The organism is Agrobacterium sp. ICMP 6402, from assembly GCF_009498615.1.
Lineage (GTDB): Bacteria > Pseudomonadota > Alphaproteobacteria > Rhizobiales > Rhizobiaceae > Agrobacterium > Agrobacterium burrii.
On record NZ_QSNV01000001.1, the window covers coordinates 242,682 to 258,142 of the forward strand.

At 59.5% G+C, this 15,461-nt stretch carries 15 protein-coding genes; 11 read left to right on the forward strand and 4 right to left on the reverse strand.

The genetic code is table 11. From position 1 onward, the window contains the following. Positions 1 to 19: 19 nt before the first annotated feature. Positions 20 to 1,372 carry a bifunctional diguanylate cyclase/phosphodiesterase gene (locus DXT96_RS01165; protein ID WP_153513255.1) on the forward strand — a complete coding sequence of 451 codons (1,353 nt, stop codon included), beginning with the start codon at positions 20 to 22 and terminating at the stop codon, positions 1,370 to 1,372. A 52-nt stretch (positions 1,373 to 1,424) separates the two neighbouring features. Here DXT96_RS01165 and DXT96_RS01170 read toward each other — a convergent pair whose 3' ends face one another. From DXT96_RS01170 to DXT96_RS01185, 4 genes are read right to left on the reverse strand one after another with little or no spacing between them, the layout of a single operon-like run. Beyond that, the gene (locus tag DXT96_RS01170) at positions 1,425 to 2,312 is read right to left on the reverse strand and encodes an SMP-30/gluconolactonase/LRE family protein (RefSeq protein ID WP_153513256.1); all 888 of its coding nucleotides are present in this window, start codon (positions 2,310 to 2,312) and stop codon (positions 1,425 to 1,427) included. Between the two features lie 4 nt (positions 2,313 to 2,316). Further along, a complete protein-coding gene (locus tag DXT96_RS01175) occupies positions 2,317 to 2,946 on the reverse strand; it encodes a 2-dehydro-3-deoxy-6-phosphogalactonate aldolase (RefSeq protein ID WP_153513257.1) in 630 nt (209 codons plus the stop codon). A gap of 14 nt (positions 2,947 to 2,960) precedes the next feature. Then, complete coding sequence (locus DXT96_RS01180) at positions 2,961 to 3,875, reverse strand: 2-dehydro-3-deoxygalactonokinase (RefSeq protein WP_153513258.1); 915 nt, start codon at positions 3,873 to 3,875, stop codon at positions 2,961 to 2,963. Then, entirely contained in the window at positions 3,875 to 4,645 is a 771-nt protein-coding gene (locus DXT96_RS01185; RefSeq protein ID WP_246670516.1) for an SDR family NAD(P)-dependent oxidoreductase, read from the reverse strand. The genes DXT96_RS01180 and DXT96_RS01185 overlap by 1 nt, the downstream gene beginning before the upstream one ends. Before the next feature lie 82 nt (positions 4,646 to 4,727). On the opposite strand from DXT96_RS01185, the gene DXT96_RS01190 reads away from it, so the two are divergent. From DXT96_RS01190 to DXT96_RS01235, 10 genes are all read left to right on the forward strand, one after another. Continuing rightward, complete coding sequence (locus DXT96_RS01190) at positions 4,728 to 5,597, forward strand: IclR family transcriptional regulator (protein ID WP_194287517.1); 870 nt, start codon at positions 4,728 to 4,730, stop codon at positions 5,595 to 5,597. A 209-nt stretch (positions 5,598 to 5,806) separates the two neighbouring features. Further along, positions 5,807 to 6,547 (forward strand): LuxR C-terminal-related transcriptional regulator, encoded by a 741-nt coding sequence (locus DXT96_RS01195; RefSeq protein ID WP_153513261.1) that lies wholly within the window; start codon positions 5,807 to 5,809, stop codon positions 6,545 to 6,547. Positions 6,548 to 6,625: 78 nt separating this feature from the next. After that, positions 6,626 to 7,849 (forward strand): CmpA/NrtA family ABC transporter substrate-binding protein, encoded by a 1,224-nt coding sequence (locus tag DXT96_RS01200; RefSeq protein WP_153513262.1) that lies wholly within the window; start codon positions 6,626 to 6,628, stop codon positions 7,847 to 7,849. Between the two features lie 129 nt (positions 7,850 to 7,978). Further along, the gene (locus DXT96_RS01205; RefSeq protein WP_153513263.1) at positions 7,979 to 9,112 is read left to right on the forward strand and encodes an Mrp/NBP35 family ATP-binding protein; all 1,134 of its coding nucleotides are present in this window, start codon (positions 7,979 to 7,981) and stop codon (positions 9,110 to 9,112) included. 338 nt (positions 9,113 to 9,450) lie between these two features. Further along, positions 9,451 to 10,428, forward strand: coding sequence for a magnesium transporter CorA family protein (locus tag DXT96_RS01210; protein ID WP_046800709.1), 978 nt, complete (start codon positions 9,451 to 9,453; stop codon positions 10,426 to 10,428). A gap of 15 nt (positions 10,429 to 10,443) precedes the next feature. Further along, positions 10,444 to 12,363, forward strand: coding sequence for a potassium transporter Kup (locus DXT96_RS01215; protein ID WP_149898686.1), 1,920 nt, complete (start codon positions 10,444 to 10,446; stop codon positions 12,361 to 12,363). Between the two features lie 165 nt (positions 12,364 to 12,528). Next, the gene (locus tag DXT96_RS01220) at positions 12,529 to 13,692 is read left to right on the forward strand and encodes a cell wall hydrolase (RefSeq protein ID WP_194287518.1); all 1,164 of its coding nucleotides are present in this window, start codon (positions 12,529 to 12,531) and stop codon (positions 13,690 to 13,692) included. Positions 13,693 to 13,962: 270 nt separating this feature from the next. Then, entirely contained in the window at positions 13,963 to 14,328 is a 366-nt protein-coding gene (locus tag DXT96_RS01225; RefSeq protein ID WP_153513265.1) for an AtpZ/AtpI family protein, read from the forward strand. A gap of 60 nt (positions 14,329 to 14,388) precedes the next feature. Further along, on the forward strand, positions 14,389 to 15,138 hold the full coding sequence (locus DXT96_RS01230; RefSeq protein WP_003503121.1) for a F0F1 ATP synthase subunit A: 750 nt from the start codon (positions 14,389 to 14,391) through the stop codon (positions 15,136 to 15,138). A gap of 73 nt (positions 15,139 to 15,211) precedes the next feature. After that, on the forward strand, positions 15,212 to 15,439 hold the full coding sequence (locus tag DXT96_RS01235) for a F0F1 ATP synthase subunit C (RefSeq protein WP_003494147.1): 228 nt from the start codon (positions 15,212 to 15,214) through the stop codon (positions 15,437 to 15,439). The last annotated feature ends 22 nt before the right edge of the window (positions 15,440 to 15,461 follow it).

Here is a 15,461-nt window from a genome sequence, read left to right on the forward strand (position 1 = left end):
GGATTAACGAGATGCAGGAATGAAACGGGCAGAACCGCAATCGTTGCAGGTCAGCCAGAACGAGCTGCAGGCGATGGCCTACAGCGACCCTCTGACAGGGCTCGGCAACCGTTACCGCCTGCGGGACAAGATCCGTATGCTGGCAAGCGAACGCTCCAGCGACCCCGCGCCCTTCACCGTCGGCATCGCCAATATAGACGGTTTCAAACCCATCAACGATCTTTTCGGTGTGCAGGCGGGCGATGAAATCCTGTGTCAGGTCGCGCACCGGCTGAAGGCCTGCATTCCCGATGGCGCCATCGTAACGCGCCATGACGGCGACGAATTCGCCTTCGTGCTGCCGCTGGTGTTCGAGCGCACCGGCGCGGAGCGCATCGGCAACATGATCAAGGATGTGCTTTCGGCCCCTTACGATCTTGGCGACCGTAACGTCCGGCTTTCCTCCTCCTTCGGTTTTGCCATCTATCCCTTTGCCGGCGATGACTTCGAGGATCTGCTGAAAAGTGCAGAGACGGCGCTTTACCGCTCCAAGCGGCGCGGTCGCGGCCAGATAACGGTCTATTCGCGTGAGATCGCGCATGAAATGAAGCGCGCCACGCAGCTGGAACAGGCCTTGCGAAACGCCATCATCACCGATGCGATCGATGTGCATTTCCAGCCCATCGTCCGGCTGGAGGAGGCGAAGGTCATCGGTTTCGAAGCGCTGGCCCGCTGGAACGATCCCGATCTCGGCTTCGTGTCGCCGGCCGTCTTCGTGCCGCTCGCCGAAGAACGGGGTTTCATCGACGCGCTGTCGGAAGCCCTGCTCCGCAAGGCGGCGGAAGCAGCACTCTTCTGGCCGCGCGAACTGTTCCTGTCTTTCAACCTGTCTTCCGCGCAATTGATGGACCCGAGCACCGCCGACAATATTCTTTCGATCCTCGCCCGCGTCGGTCTCGATCCGCACCGGCTGGAGCTTGAAATCACCGAAACGGCTGTCATGACGTCTGCCGAGACCGCGCAACGCATCATCAGCGAGTTGCAGAGTGCCGGCGTTCGCATTTCGCTTGATGATTTCGGCACCGGTCAGTCGAGCCTCGGCCGCCTGCGCGATTTCTCCTTCGACAAGGTGAAGATCGACCGCGCCTTCGTCTCGCGCATCAGCAGTGACCGCCCCTCGGAACACATCATCAAGGCCATCGTCGCCATGTGCGACGGACTTGATCTCGAAGTGGTGGCCGAAGGCATCGAGGAGCGGGTGGAAGAGGAAAAGCTGCGCGCACTCGGTTGCGCCATGGGGCAGGGCTATTTCTACGGCCGCCCCGCCGATGCCGCCGCGACCCAGCGTTATCTGCACGAAAACTATCGCGAAATCCTGTCGGATATTCCCTGAGACATTCCGGGTGTTCGACATTCGCGGGCTAACCGCGAATGTCTGAAATGCCCTAGAGCCGGTAAAGCGGCTCGAACCGGCCCTTGACCTCGATGCCGAGGTCGAACGTCAGGCCATGCTGCGGATTGGCGGCAAGCGCGTCGGCGTCCAGACCTTCCCGCGCGGAGGTGACGAGCAATCGCGATGCATCGGGGCCGATGAAGGCCGGGCAGGTCGTCTGTCCCGCCGGTACTTCATAACGGCCGATGTGCTTGCCGTCGGTATCGTAGCGATCAACCACGCCGATGCCCCAGCGAGCATTCCAGATATGTCCTTCGGCATCGCATACCGACCCGTCGATACCGCCTTGAACGCCGGCGGAATCGATGAACACCTCGGCCTTGCCGGTTGGAAGGCCGGTCTGAGCGTCGAGCGGCACCCGCATCAGCTTGTTCACCTTGGTATCGACGTAATATCCCGTCGCACCATCCGGTGAGAAGCAGATCGAATTGGGAATGCTGACCTCGGCAAACAGCTTCGTCACGACGCCTTGGGCAACGTGATAGATGCTGCCGGCACCCGTTTCCGCTTTCCTGCCCATGGTGCCGATCCACAATGCACCGGAGGCATGCATGCGCCCGTCATTGGAGCGGTTGCCGGGCAGGTCTTTTTCCAGTTCCGCATGCAATGTCAGCACGCCGGTCGCCGTATCGCGCAGGAAAAGCCCGTCATCAGAGGCGATCAATTGCTTGTGGTCGCTGATCTTTGCCAGTGCGCTGCCCATGAAGGGCAGGGCGTAAACGGTTTTGCGGCCGGAAGCGAAATGCAGCTCGTGCAACTCGCGCTCGACGATGTTGAACCACCAGGCGGTGCCGGTCGCGGGGTCGAAGGTCGGGCCTTCGCCAAGCATCATCGGCGTTTCGTCAAGCACATGTCCGGCAAAGGGAAAAACGGTTGCCAAGCTCTTATCCTCCGATGGCTGCGTCATAGGCCGAAAGCGTGACGGTAGCGCGCTCACGCACCTCGGCCGCCGTCATGCCCGGCTTGTAGAGGCTGGTTCCGAGCCCGAAAGCCAGAATTCCGGCCGAGGTATATTCGGCGAAATTTTTGTCGGAAACGCCACCCACGGCGGCAATGATGAGGTCCTTCGGCAGGATCGTTCGGATCGCATTGATGCCGGCGGGGCCGATGATGCTGGCGGGAAAGAATTTCAGCCCCGTCGCCCCGGCCTTTGCGGCGACAAGCGCTTCAGTTGGGGTGAGAACGCCGGGCATCGTCACCATGCCCTTGACGCGCGCGGCGACGATGACTTCAGCATCGGCGTTGGGGCTGACCATCAGCTTGCCGCCGGCGGCATCCAGCGATTCCACGTCTTCCACGCTCAGTACGGTGCCTGCGCCGATCAGGCAATCGGCCGGCGCCGTCTTCGCGGCGATCTCGATCGAGCGGAACGGATTGGGCGAGTTGAGCGGGATTTCGATGGCGCGGAAGCCGGTTTCGATCAGAGCGCCGACGACGCCTTCGGTTTCCTCGGGTTTCAGACCGCGCAGGATGGCGATCAGCGGATATTTCATGGCAGGGAAGGGGATACGCATGGTGGGTCTTTCTTTTATGACCAGATGGTATTGGCGGCGGCCAGCAATCCGCGCCGCACGGCCTCGTCTGCGTCGATGACCGTATATTGGATATCAAGGGCCGTGAAGGCGCCTTCGTAAAGCGCGCCGAGCGCGCCGGAACCGATCAGCACGACAGGAGTATCCCGCCGCGCATTGGCATGCGCGCCGGCGATTTCCAGCCCGATCATGATGCCGGAAAGCTTGGCCTTGGCATCTATCGCGGTGAGGCCATGCAGCAATTGCCCGGAGCGCAGGGTAAACAGCCGGTTGGTGGCGAGCTGCGGATTGGCGTAGATGTCGCGCACGGCAGCCCTGAAGGTCTCGTGTTCACCGGTGAAGGCGTCCGCTTCGGCCACCGCATGGGAAAGGATCGTCTGTTTGGAGATGACCTCGAACAGTTCGCCGGTCATGAAGGTGGCAAAGCCGGTGACGTCGCCGCCCCTGACCGTCACCCATTTGGAATGTGTGCCCGGCATGCAGACCAGCTTTTCACCGGCATCAGTGGAGGCGAGCGCGCCGAGCAATTGCGTTTCTTCACCGCGCATCACGTCGGGTGCATTTTTATCCCGCTGCGCCAGCCCCGGCAGAATGCGCACATCCCGCGCCTGACCCGGCACGCGAACCGCGCCGTCAAGAACCGTTGAAAGCGATGCCGGCACGTCGATATAACCCGCCTCAACCCAGCCCTGCCGCGCGCCCGCCATGCCGCAGACGAGAACCGGCAGATTGTCAGGGGCGCTTATGGCATCGAGATGCGATTGCAGCACCTCGGCAAAGCCGGTGCGCATGGCGGTCGTCATGCCTTCCGCGCTGCGTCGCTCGGCCAGCACCACGCCCGAGCGGCTGAGCAGCCAGAGCCGGAAACTGGTCGTACCCCAGTCGACGGCGATAAAAGCGGGTTCGGACATTATAACAGACCTCCGTCTACGATGATGGATTGCGCCGTGATGGCGCTCGATGTCGATGATGCGAGAAACAGGCACGGCCCGGCGAGATCGGCGGCGACGAGCGTGCGCTTGAGACATTGCCGCGCCGTGGTTGCGGCGATGCCCTCGTCGGTCAGCCACAGTTCTTTCTGCCGCTCCGTGACGATCATGCCCGGCAGGAGCGTGTTGACGCGGATATTGTCAGGTCCCAGCCTGCCGGCAAGGCTCTTCGTCAGTCCGATAATGCCGGCCTTGGCCGCCGCATAGGACGGTAGATCGCCCATGTTCAGCAGAAATGAGATGGATGAAAAATTGACGATGGATGCGTCCTTCGCCTGTCTGAGATAGGGCAGCGCGGCCTGAACGGTGAAGAACATCTGCTTGAGATTGACGGCCTGGTTGGCGTCCCAATAGGCTTCCGTCACCGTGTCGATGTCGTGGCGGTCATCCCACGCGGCATTGTTGACCAGCACCTTGATGCCGCCGGTGGCGGAGGCCGCCGCATCCACTGTCCGCCCGATGGCGGGAATGTCGCTCAAGTCGGTCTTGAAAAAATGCACCGGATGGGGAGCCACTCCTGCGAGCCGCTGGACAAGTGCGGCGCTCGGTTCTTCGGCGATGTCGATGAAGGCGACCCTCGCTCCCTGCATCGCGAAGGCTTCCACCAGCGATGCCCCTATGCCGGAGCCGCCACCGGTAATGAGCACGCCCGCATCCTTGAGGTCGGGAAATTGGGCTTGCGTCATCGACATCGTCTCATCCATGAGGGCTTGATTGTTCCAATATATGGAACTAGATTTTACTAATTGGAATTATTCTCTTGGCGTCACACTTATGTCAAGGCAGATGACGGTGGATGTTGCCATGCCCGATAATAAAACGCCCAATGCTCAGCAACGTGGCCCCGTTCCCGGTCACGCCCGAAAAACGGAAAGCGAGACCGGCACGCTCGGAAAGGCCGTCTCGCTTCTGGAGCTTATCGCCTTAGCGGAAAAACCGATGCGTTTTACCGATGTGGTCGAGGCTTGCGGCCAGCCGCGCGGCACGGTTCATCGCCAGCTCGCCCATCTTCTCGCCGAAGGCCTGATCGACCATGCCAACGATCAGACCTATGCTGTCGGCCTGAGATTGTTGCAATTTGCGGCGAAAGCCTGGAGCGGCAATGATCTGCGCAGCGTCGCCGCCCCGCATCTGGCCGCGCTGCAGGATGCCACGCAGGAATCCGTGCATCTCGCCGTTCTGAACGGCGGGCAAGTCACTTATCTCGACAAGATCGAGGGCAGACATACCCTGCGGATGCATTCGCAGGTCGGTAAAACCTCGCCGGCCTATTGCACGGGCGTGGGCAAGGCGGCGCTGTCCCTGCTGTCTGCTGATGCGCTGGCAGACCTCGCTGCCGGATTGGAGTTCCTCCGCTTTACGGAAAATACGATCATAACGCCGGAGGCGCTGATAAGGGATGTGTCGGCCATTCGCGTGAATGGTTACGGTTTCGACCTTCAGGAACACGAGATCGGCATTCATTGCGCCGCCGCGCCGGTCCATGCGCCGGGACGCAATTTCCTTGCGGCGATTTCCGTCACCGGCCCCGCCTACCGGGTGGATGTGGAGCAGCTTTACAAATGGGCGCCGCTGGTGCGCGAAACCGCGGACAAAATTTCAGCGGAGCTTGCCTGCCGATTGTCGCCGGTTGCCGATGGTTGAGGAACAACGCAGGCGCTGCTCCGTTGTTTTCGCGGCCGGGCAGACGTGTTTAACGTCAAATTGCGCGAGTTAAATCTTATTTTCGACTATTCTGAATTAAGTTTTCAACTTTTGTTTGCATGAATCATTTTGGTGAGTAACATCCCCGGCAATTTCCGGGCAAAGGTGGCCTTTGCGACGGCATTTCTCATTCTCGAAGAACAGCTTTCATGCAGAAAACAGAGACGGACGCCGTTCAGGCGATTGGTGTTGATTGCGTTCGCGAGATCGCCGGTCTGAACACGCAATTCGACATATTCCGGTTCTTGAAACGGTTGACGGAGGCCTGGGAGTTCAGGGCCTTTATGGTGCTTGACCTGTCATCCGAACTGGCGAGCGAGCTGTCGCAATATACCATCATCACCAGCTGGCCGGCTGAGCTTCTGCAGCGGTACGACGAAGAGGGGATGCTGCAGAACAGCAAGGTGATGGTGCAGCTGAAAAAATCGACGGTGCCCTTTTCCGTTGCCATGGATTTCCTGGATGGAGGCAACGAACCGATCGCCAAAAAGAACGTGATTGGCCTGTTCGAGCGATTTGAGATGATCAACTCCGTATGGTTTCCCGTTCACGATGTCACCACCACCCGGGGCGCGGTGTCTTTCTCCGGCAACAAGACGATTTTGCCGGCAAGCCGGCTGGCGGAACTGTTTTACATTTCCTGCCATGTCTTTGCCCGGCTATCGGAAATCCGCCGTCTTGATCTCAGGGTTCCCGAAACATTGAGCGAGCGGGAGATCGATTGTCTGAACTGGACGGCGGCCGGCAAGACCAGCGCCGAAATCGCTGAAATCATGATGTTGTCGGAACATACGATCAATCATTACCTCAACCGCGCGACCAAAAAACTCGACACGGTCAACCGCACCCAGGCTGTCGCCAAGGCATTGCGGGTCGGTTTGATAAAATAGCGAAATCGTAATTTTATCATTGTGATAAACCCTTTCCTGGGCGATCCTTCTTCCGAATCACCGGAAAGGAGAAATCGTTTGCCGGAACGGCATAAGGTAAAAGCGGGATTTTCTCCGACTGTCGATTGCGCCGTGCTGATAGTCGCTGCCGAAAAAGGCTTTGCTGCCGATGAAGGCATAGAACTGCAACTCGTCCGAAAACAATCCGCACGCGCTGTTTTGACGGCGCTTGCCGAGGACGAGGTTCACATCGCTCATCTGCCCGCTCCGGTGCCGGTCGGTTCCGCAGCCGGCCTCGATGAGCTGCCGGCCGATATTATCGGCGTTTTCACACTTTCCCTCGGTGGATCGGCAACCACCGTTTCGCACGAATTTTACGATGAGCTTTACCGCGAAGGTCTGAAGCTTCCGGACCCTGCGGCCTTCGGGAGAGCCATGGCCCGCGTCTGCGCGGCGCGGCGGGCGGCAGGTAAAAACCCGCCGGTCTTTGCGGTCGAAGATATCGTGTCCACACCGTTTTATATGTTGCGTTATCTGCTCGGCAGCTGCGGCGTGCTGCTTGGCCGCGACATGGAAATTGTCGAAGCCCTGCCGAAAGCCATGCCCGGCCTGCTGGAAAGCGGCAAGGTCGATGCGCTCTGTACAGCCGAACCCGCAGGCAGCGCCGCCGTGCTCGGTGGTACGGGACGGATGGTGACGACCGGGGCGCTGATCTGGCACAATGCGCCGGAAAAGATACTGGCCGTGAAGCGGCAGTGGGCTGAGGAGAACGCCACCCTGCTGGAAGGGCTGCTGCGTGCGCTCTACCGCGCTGGCGAATGGTGCGCCAATTCCGCCAATATCGAGGAATTGACCGGTATTCTCGCTGCTCCTCATTATATGGACGAAAACGGCGAATTCCTGCTGCCGGCGCTGACGGGCTATATTTCCACCTCGCAGAAGGACATGCGGCGTTATCCGGAATTTTTCGTGACCAGCGCCAAGGCTGCGAATTTTCCGTGGCAGAGCCAGGCGCTGTGGTTCTTCAGCCAGATGTTGCGTTGGGGCGAGGTTCCCGCCGAATGTCGGTTCGACGCGGCCGTGGTGGAGGCCGCGCGCAACGCCTATCGGCCGGATATTTTCCGCAAGGCGATGAAGCCGCTTTTCGTGCCGGTGCCGGGCGCCAACCTGAAACTCGAAGGCACGCTCCGGGAGCCGGTGCATGTCGGCGCGTCGCGCACGGGTCTGGTCCTGGGTCCTGACTGTTTTTTCGACGGCCGGGTCTTTGATCCTGAAACGCTCGATATGGACGATGAAATCTGAAATGGCAGCGGTGAATCGTCGCTAATCTCTTCTGTTTGCGCTTTGCCATTGGCGAAGCGCTCCCGCTTGTCTATGGATGGCGCGGAAGAATGCCCATATCCGGCCGGACCATGTATACGGAGTAAGACAATGGCAGAAGTCAGCAAGAACCAGGTGGAAAAGGCTCTGGAAGCCGTCATCTATCCCGGCAGCGGCAAAAGCATCGTGGCGCTCGGCATGGTCTCGGAAATCTTCATCGCCGATGCGAAAGCCTATTTTTCAATTACCGTTCCGTCCGACAAGGCAGCGGAGATGGAGCCGTTGCGGCTAGCCGCTGAAAAGGCGGCCAAGGGCGTTCCTGGCATCGTCGGGGCAGTCGTTGCGCTGACGGCGGATCGCAAGCCCGGCCAGCCGCAACAGCCGGCACCGGCACGCCCCGCCGCTGCATCCGGCCGGCCCGCCGCGCAGCCCGGCTCCTCCAAGGTCGGCGTTCCCGGCGTCGGCGCCATCATCGCGGTGGCCTCGGGCAAGGGCGGGGTCGGCAAGTCGACAACCGCCGTCAATCTGGCGCTCGGCCTTCAGGCGCTCGGCCTCAAGGTCGGCATGCTCGACGCCGATATTTACGGCCCGTCGCTTCCCAAACTCCTGAAGATTTCCGGCCGCCCGCAGCAGCAGGAAGACCGCATCATCCTTCCCATGGAAAATTATGGGCTGAAGGTCATGTCCATGGGTTTTCTGGTGGATGAGGAAGCGGCAATGATCTGGCGCGGGCCGATGGTGCAGTCCGCCCTGATGCAGATGCTGCGCGAAGTCGCCTGGGGCGATCTGGATGTGCTGGTACTGGACATGCCGCCCGGCACGGGTGACGCGCAGCTGACCATCGCCCAGCAGGTGCCGCTTGCCGGCGCTGTCATCGTGTCCACGCCGCAGGATCTGGCGCTGATCGATGCGCGCAAGGGCATCACCATGTTCCGCAAGGTGGAAGTGCCTTTGCTCGGCGTGATCGAGAATATGAGCTATTTCATCGCACCGGATACCGGTGCCCGCTATGATATTTTCGGCCATGGTGGTGCAAAGGCCGAAGCCGAGCGGATCGGCGTGCCGTTCCTCGGCGAGGTGCCGCTCACCATTTCCATCCGTGAAACGTCGGATGCCGGAACGCCGGTCGTCGTCGTCGAGCCGGATGGCCCGCAGGCGCAAATTTATCGCGATATCGCGCAAAAAGTCTGGGCGCGCATCGGCGCGGGTGAGAGAAAAGCCGCGCCGAAGATCGTTTTCGAATAACGCAGCGGCTTTCGGCATAAACCGAAGAGGCGTCTGTCGATCTTGAATAATCTTTTTAAAACAGAAGATTAATCGTCAGTATCAGGTAAGTTTTCCGGATTTGAACATCGAGAAATGCTTCGCCTGCAATGCTGTCGAGAAAAAATATTGCTTGATTGCATCTCGCTTTGGGCGCATACGCCTGCGCCGTTTGGCTCTTGGTCCATCGGGCTGGCGAGATATGAAATCCCGCTCGTTCCGGCGTGCCCTGAAGTGTCGTCCAAAGGTTTGCCGACCGCAAACAGGATATGTTAAGCAGCATTGCGGCTGAAGCTTGCGATGTGGACCGGAGAAGCGGATTGATAAAAGCCTATCGCGCCAATTGCGAGGCGATCAGCCTGTCGCCAGACGACGGCTCCGGACAGATTCCCGACGACATCGTCTGGATCGACATCGTCAATCCCGACAGGGCGGAAGAGCAGCATGTGGAAAAACTGCTGGGGCTCGATCTGCCCACCCGCGAGGATTTGAAAGATATCGAACCCTCCAGCCGCCTTTATATGGAAGACGGCAATGTCTTTATGACTGCCTCTCTGGTGTGGAAGGCGGAATCGGACGATCCACGCCTCACGGATGTCGCTTTCATTCTTGCCGGCAAGCGCCTCGTGACGATCCGTTATGCCGAGCCGAAATCCTTCCACCTCTTCATCGCCGCCATTACCCGCGTGCCGCACGAAATGCGCAGCGGCACGGCCCTGCTTTTGAAGCTGCTGGAAACCATCGTCGACCGCACGGCGGAAATTCTCGAAAACTCTGTCGCCGGCATTGACAATCTCGCTGCCGACATTCTCGGCAGTCAGGCACGTTCCAAACGCAAGGCGCCGCGCTATCTCGAAGACCGTCTGACCAACATCGCCGCCTATCACCGGCTGATCTCGAAGGTCCGCGTCAGCCTCGCATCGCTGGCGCGCCTGCAGACCTTTCTGTCCACCAGCGATCAGGCTCGCGGGGACAAGGAAGCGCGGGAACAGGGCAAGTCGATCGGGCGCGATATCCAGTCGCTGAACGAACATGCGGCCTTCGTTTCCGGCAATCTGACCTTCCTGCTGGATGCGTCTCTCGGCATCATCAATATCGAGCAGAACGGCATCATCAAGATATTCTCCATCGCCTCGGTGGTGTTCCTGCCGCCGACGCTGGTGGCCTCGGTTTATGGAATGAACTTTCAGCTCATGCCGGAGTTGAACTGGACATTTGGTTATCCACTCGCGCTCGTCATCATGCTGATGTCCGCAATCATTCCGTTTCTCTTTTTCCGTTGGAAGGGCTGGCTCTGAGGAGCCAGAATCAACATGTCTCAGATCGTTGACAAGGATCTTGCCGAGAAACCGGATGCGGACGACAAACATCAGAACAAGGGGCTTTATGCCGCAATCCTTGGTTCGATCGGTGTCGTATACGGCGATATCGGCACCAGCCCGCTTTACGCCTTCCGCGAAGCCCTGCGGCCGATCGCCTATGATGGCGTGACGCGAGAGGAAGTCATCGGCCTGACATCCCTGATGCTCTGGTCTTTGACGATCATCGTGACGTTCAAATATATCACGCTTCTGTTGCGCGCCGACAATGACGGCGAAGGCGGCACGCTCTCGCTGCTGGCGCTGCTGATGAAGACGGCGGGCACCCATCGCGGCGTTCTCATCGTGCTCGGTCTCATCGGTGCGGCACTTTTCCTCGGTGATGCGATGATCACGCCAGCACTTTCGGTGCTGTCGGCGGTGGAGGGTCTCAAACTCGTCACGCCTGCCATGGACGACTTTATTATTCCGATATCCGTCTGCATCCTCATCGGCCTCTTCGCCATCCAGTCGCACGGCACGGGAGTGGTGGCGAAATTCTTCGGGCCGATCACGGCCGTGTGGTTTCTCGTCATGGGTGTGGTGGGCCTCGTTCATATCGCCGATGATTTCGGCATTCTCTTCGCCTTCAACCCGTGGCACGCGGTGGAGTTTCTGGCCAATGAAGGTTTTTACGGCATCGTTGTGCTCGGCGCGGTGTTTCTGACGATCACGGGTGCCGAAGCGCTTTATGCCGATCTCGGCCATTTCGGCCGCCGCCCCATCCAGTGGGCATGGTTCTGTCTGGTTTTCCCGGCGCTGACGCTGAACTATCTCGGCCAGGGCGCGCTGGTGCTGAAAGACCCGGCGGCAATGTCCAATCCGTTTTATCTGATGTTCCCGCAATGGGCGATCCTGCCGGCCGTCATTCTGGCCACCGCCGCCACCATCATCGCCAGCCAGGCGGTCATCACAGGCGCGTTTTCGCTGGTGCGTCAGGCCATCCATCTCGGCTACCTGCCGCGCATGGAAATCCTCTTCACCTCGGAAACCAATACGGGACAGATCTACCTGCCGGCCGTCAACACCATCCTTTTGTTCGGCGTCGTCGCTCTGGTGCTCACCTTCAAGAGTTCCGATGCGCTGGCCACCGCCTATGGTATTTCCGTCACCGGCGCCATGGTCGTCACCAGCTTGATGTTCTTCGAATTCGTGCGCAAACGCTGGCAATGGTCGGTGTGGCTGGCGCTTGCCGTGCTGGCGCCGCTTCTGCTGCTGGAACTCGTATTCCTCGGCGCGAACCTGCTGAAGATCCATGATGGCGGCTACGTGCCGGTGATGCTGGCGATCGCCTTCACCATCATCATGACCACCTGGCAGCGCGGTTCGAAAATCCTCTTCGCCAAGACCCGCCGCAGCGACGTGCCGCTGAAGGCTTTCGTCGCCTCGGTGGAAAAGGAAAGCGCCCATGCGCCGGTGCGTGTGCCCGGCACGGCGATTTTCCTGACCGGCGATCCGGAGGCAGCGCCAGCGGCCCTGCTGCACAATCTCAAGCACAATCACGTCCTGCATGACAAGAATGTCATCCTGACGATCCGCACCGAGGATCAGCCGCGCGTCCGCCCGGAGAACAGGTACACGCTGACGAAACTCAGTGATCGTTTCGCGGTGGTGGAACTGCATTTCGGCTTCATGGAAACCCAGAATGTCACGCAGGCGCTGGGGTATCTCAGGCGCACCGGCTACAAGTTCGACATCATGTCGACGTCGTTCTATCTCGGCCGCCGCAAGCTGGTGCCGGATCCGAAATCCGGCATGCCGGGCTGGCAGAACCGCCTGTTCATCGCGCTTGCCGAAACCGCCGCCGACCCGTCGGACTATTTCCGCCTTCCGGCCAACCGTGTGGTGGAACTGGGTTCTCACGTCGTCGTGTGATTATTCGCTTGTCTTTTGACTATTAGAAGGTGGTTACACATTAACGTGAAGCCATGTCCGCCCGCGGCGTTAACCAAGCATCAAGGTTAATAAGAGATTCTCGAACACCTGTAGCAAATATGGTTGTCGGTGTTCGGAGTGCTGGTTTTGCGTTCGAAAAGTGTAATGCGTCGTCGGTCCCCTGCGTCCCTTCAGGCATGGACCGCCAGATGGGCCTCACCCGTCGTCTTCGGCCTTGCCGCCTGGCTCGTCTTTCCTTCTCTCGCCGCGCGCGCGGATCTGGCCTCGCTGCTGGCCGGGCTGGATAATGGCGGCGAACAATGGCGCATGGTGCTGACCGCCTCTCCGGCCGGTTCGGTGCACAACGCCTCGCTCACCTTCAATGATGCGGCAGGCGAGGCGGCGCTGCATGGCAGCGGCATGACCCTGCCCAATGGCAGCAAGGTCGCCTTCGTCACCAACAAGAAGGGCGAGGCCACGACGCCGGACAGCGAGCGTGTCAACCGCGCCGCCAAGAAGGGCCGCATCGTCGCAACCGAAATCATGCAGCCGCCAAAGGCTTTCACCGCCGGTTCTGTCCTTCAGCGCACCAGCATGTTGGACATAGAGCCGCTGAAGCGCAAGGACCGCACGGCTTTCGTGAAACCCAAACGCGGCAAGGATGTCGAACTGGCTTCCTTCTATTTCCGCCGCGACGAAAAAAAGGCGGACAAGAGTGTCTCGCCGATGCTGGCGGAACTCATCACCAACCGTACCCCCGACATTCTCGCCACGGCCTACGCGCCGGCCACGCCGGATTTCGCCCGCGAATCGCCCTTCGACGCCATTCTCAAAAAACCGGAGGCCGGCCGCTTCGTGCCGCAGATCAGCCCGGAAGATCACGCCTGGGCGGCGACTCCGCTGCCGGCCGAGGTGTTTTCCGCAGCCGAACAGCAGTGCCTCGCATCCGGCATCTATTTCGAAGCGCGCGGAGAATCGGTCAAGGGACAGGCGGCGGTGGCGCAGGTCATTCTCAACCGTGTGCGTAACCCTTCCTATCCGAAAACCATCTGCGGCGTCGTTTATCAGAATAAGGACTGGCGCAACCGCTGCCAGTTTTCCTTCGCCTGCGACAATATCAAGGACCGCGTCAATTCCGAACGCCATTGGAAAATGGCGCGCGAAGTGGCCATGGCCACCACCGCCGGAAAAATCTGGCTGAATGAAGTTGGCTCAGCAACTCATTATCATGCCGTCTATGTACGTCCCGCCTGGGGCCGGACGATGAAGAAGGTCGGCCGCATCGGTCTGCACGTGTTTTACCGTACCTATGGTGGCGGCTGGAGCTGATACCACCGCCAATTTGTCGCATTTTGCGTGTCAAAAATGCCGATTCCCTCGCGAAACATCGCCGCCAAACAGCGATTTGGCATCAAGCTATTGTTTTTCAATGATTAATTTGTGTTGAAACAAGCTGCCGCAGCGCCTTGACTAGAGAAGCCCCTAAAACTATGTTGCGCGCGACTTCAGAGCGGGCTGGAACAGGCTTAATCCGTCACCGTTTACAACTCCAAAGGGTTCTGGCATGGCTGGAACGGAGAAAATGGGTGGGATTCTAAGATGACTGGCAACCGTGACGATAGTCTGGACGAGCGTCGCAAACGCCTTGCTGATGAGTTGGCAAAGGTGAAAGCGGAGGATGAGGCGGACGTGAGGGCGGAGACCAACGCTGCGGAAAACCGGAAAGGTTTTGCGATGGCGGTGAAGCTCTCATCGGAGTTCATTTCGGCCATCGTGGTCGGCGCTATGCTGGGTTATCTTCTGGATTATTTTGTCGGCACGACGCCGTGGGGGATGATCGTTCTTCTCCTTCTCGGTTTCTGCGCAGGCGTATTGAATGTGTTGCGCTCTACCGGCGCGGTGGCCAAGCCGCCGCTGCTGGAGAAGGCGGACAGGCGAGACGAGGGTGGAAAAGGCGGCGTTTAAGCTGTTTTTTCTTGCAGTTGAGATGCCGCCAGGTGCGGCAACAGGTAAAAAGGGCAGCCGGTGGCAAACGATCCGACCCATCAGTTCTTGGTGCAGCCGATCATTCCGATCGAAATTGGCGGCGTTGATTTTTCCTTCACCAATGCGTCGCTTTTCATGGTTGCGACCGTGGCCGCCGCATCCGGTTTCCTTTATTTCGCAACGTCGAACCGCGGTCTGATCCCGACCCGCATGCAGTCCGTTGCTGAAATGTCCTATGAATTCATCGCCTCCATGCTGCGCGAAGGCGCCGGCAAAAAGGGCATGGTGTTCTTCCCCTTCGTCTTTTCGCTGTTCATGTTCGTGCTGACGGCGAACCTTCTCGGCATGTTCCCGTATTTCTTCACGGTCACCAGCCAGATCATCGTCACGTTCGCGCTCGCCTGCCTCGTCATCGGCACGGTCATCGTTTACGGTTTCTACAAGCACGGCCTGCATTTCTTCGGCATCTTCGCCCCCTCGGGCGTGCCGAAGGCGCTTTTGCCGCTTGTGGCGTCCATTGAAATGATCTCGTTCCTGTCGCGTCCGATCAGCCTTTCCGTTCGTCTCTTCGCGAACATGCTGGCCGGCCACATCACGCTCAAGGTTTTCGCGGGCTTCGTCGCCTCCATGGGTGCGCTCGGCGCGCTCGGCATCGGCGGCGCGGTCCTGCCTCTCATCATGACGGTCGCAATGACCGCTCTCGAATTTCTCGTTGCCTTCCTGCAGGCTTATGTGTTCGCGGTACTGACTTGCATGTACCTGAACGACGCCGTGCATGGTGGTCACTGAGAAGTAAAGTCGCTGGCCCCGGCAACGGGCGCCAAAAAACAGCCGCAACAACCAATATCTCAAGGAGTCTCACATGGAAGCGGAAGCAGCAAAGTACATCGGCGCAGGTCTCGCATGCCTCGGCATGGCTGGTACGTCCCTCGCACTCGGCCGTATCTTCGGTGATTACCTGTCCGGCGCACTGCGCAACCCCTCTGCTGCCGACAGCCAGTTCGGCCGTCTGGTATTCGGCTTCGCCGTTACGGAAGCTCTGGGCATCTTCTCGCTGCTCGTTGCTCTCCTTCTCCTGTTCGCTGTTTAATATCGGCATCAGGTCTGGATCA

What these genes read in the sequence shown, in the direction of transcription:
- DXT96_RS01235 (WP_003494147.1), top strand. Translation starts at nt 15,212, where the DNA reads ATGGAAGCGGAAGCAGCAAAGTACATCGGCGCAGGTCTCGCATGCCTC.
- DXT96_RS01225 (WP_153513265.1), top strand. Translation starts at nt 13,963, where the DNA reads ATGACTGGCAACCGTGACGATAGTCTGGACGAGCGTCGCAAACGCCTT.
- DXT96_RS01190 (WP_194287517.1), top strand. Translation starts at nt 4,728, where the DNA reads ATGTCAAGGCAGATGACGGTGGATGTTGCCATGCCCGATAATAAAACG.
- DXT96_RS01165 (WP_153513255.1), top strand. Translation starts at nt 20, where the DNA reads ATGAAACGGGCAGAACCGCAATCGTTGCAGGTCAGCCAGAACGAGCTG.
- DXT96_RS01185 (WP_246670516.1), bottom strand. Translation starts at nt 4,645, where the DNA reads ATGTCGATGACGCAAGCCCAATTTCCCGACCTCAAGGATGCGGGCGTG.
- DXT96_RS01175 (WP_153513257.1), bottom strand. Translation starts at nt 2,946, where the DNA reads ATGCGTATCCCCTTCCCTGCCATGAAATATCCGCTGATCGCCATCCTG.
- DXT96_RS01205 (WP_153513263.1), top strand. Translation starts at nt 7,979, where the DNA reads ATGGCAGAAGTCAGCAAGAACCAGGTGGAAAAGGCTCTGGAAGCCGTC.
- DXT96_RS01215 (WP_149898686.1), top strand. Translation starts at nt 10,444, where the DNA reads ATGTCTCAGATCGTTGACAAGGATCTTGCCGAGAAACCGGATGCGGAC.
- DXT96_RS01220 (WP_194287518.1), top strand. Translation starts at nt 12,529, where the DNA reads ATGCGTCGTCGGTCCCCTGCGTCCCTTCAGGCATGGACCGCCAGATGG.
- DXT96_RS01195 (WP_153513261.1), top strand. Translation starts at nt 5,807, where the DNA reads ATGCAGAAAACAGAGACGGACGCCGTTCAGGCGATTGGTGTTGATTGC.
- DXT96_RS01180 (WP_153513258.1), bottom strand. Translation starts at nt 3,875, where the DNA reads ATGTCCGAACCCGCTTTTATCGCCGTCGACTGGGGTACGACCAGTTTC.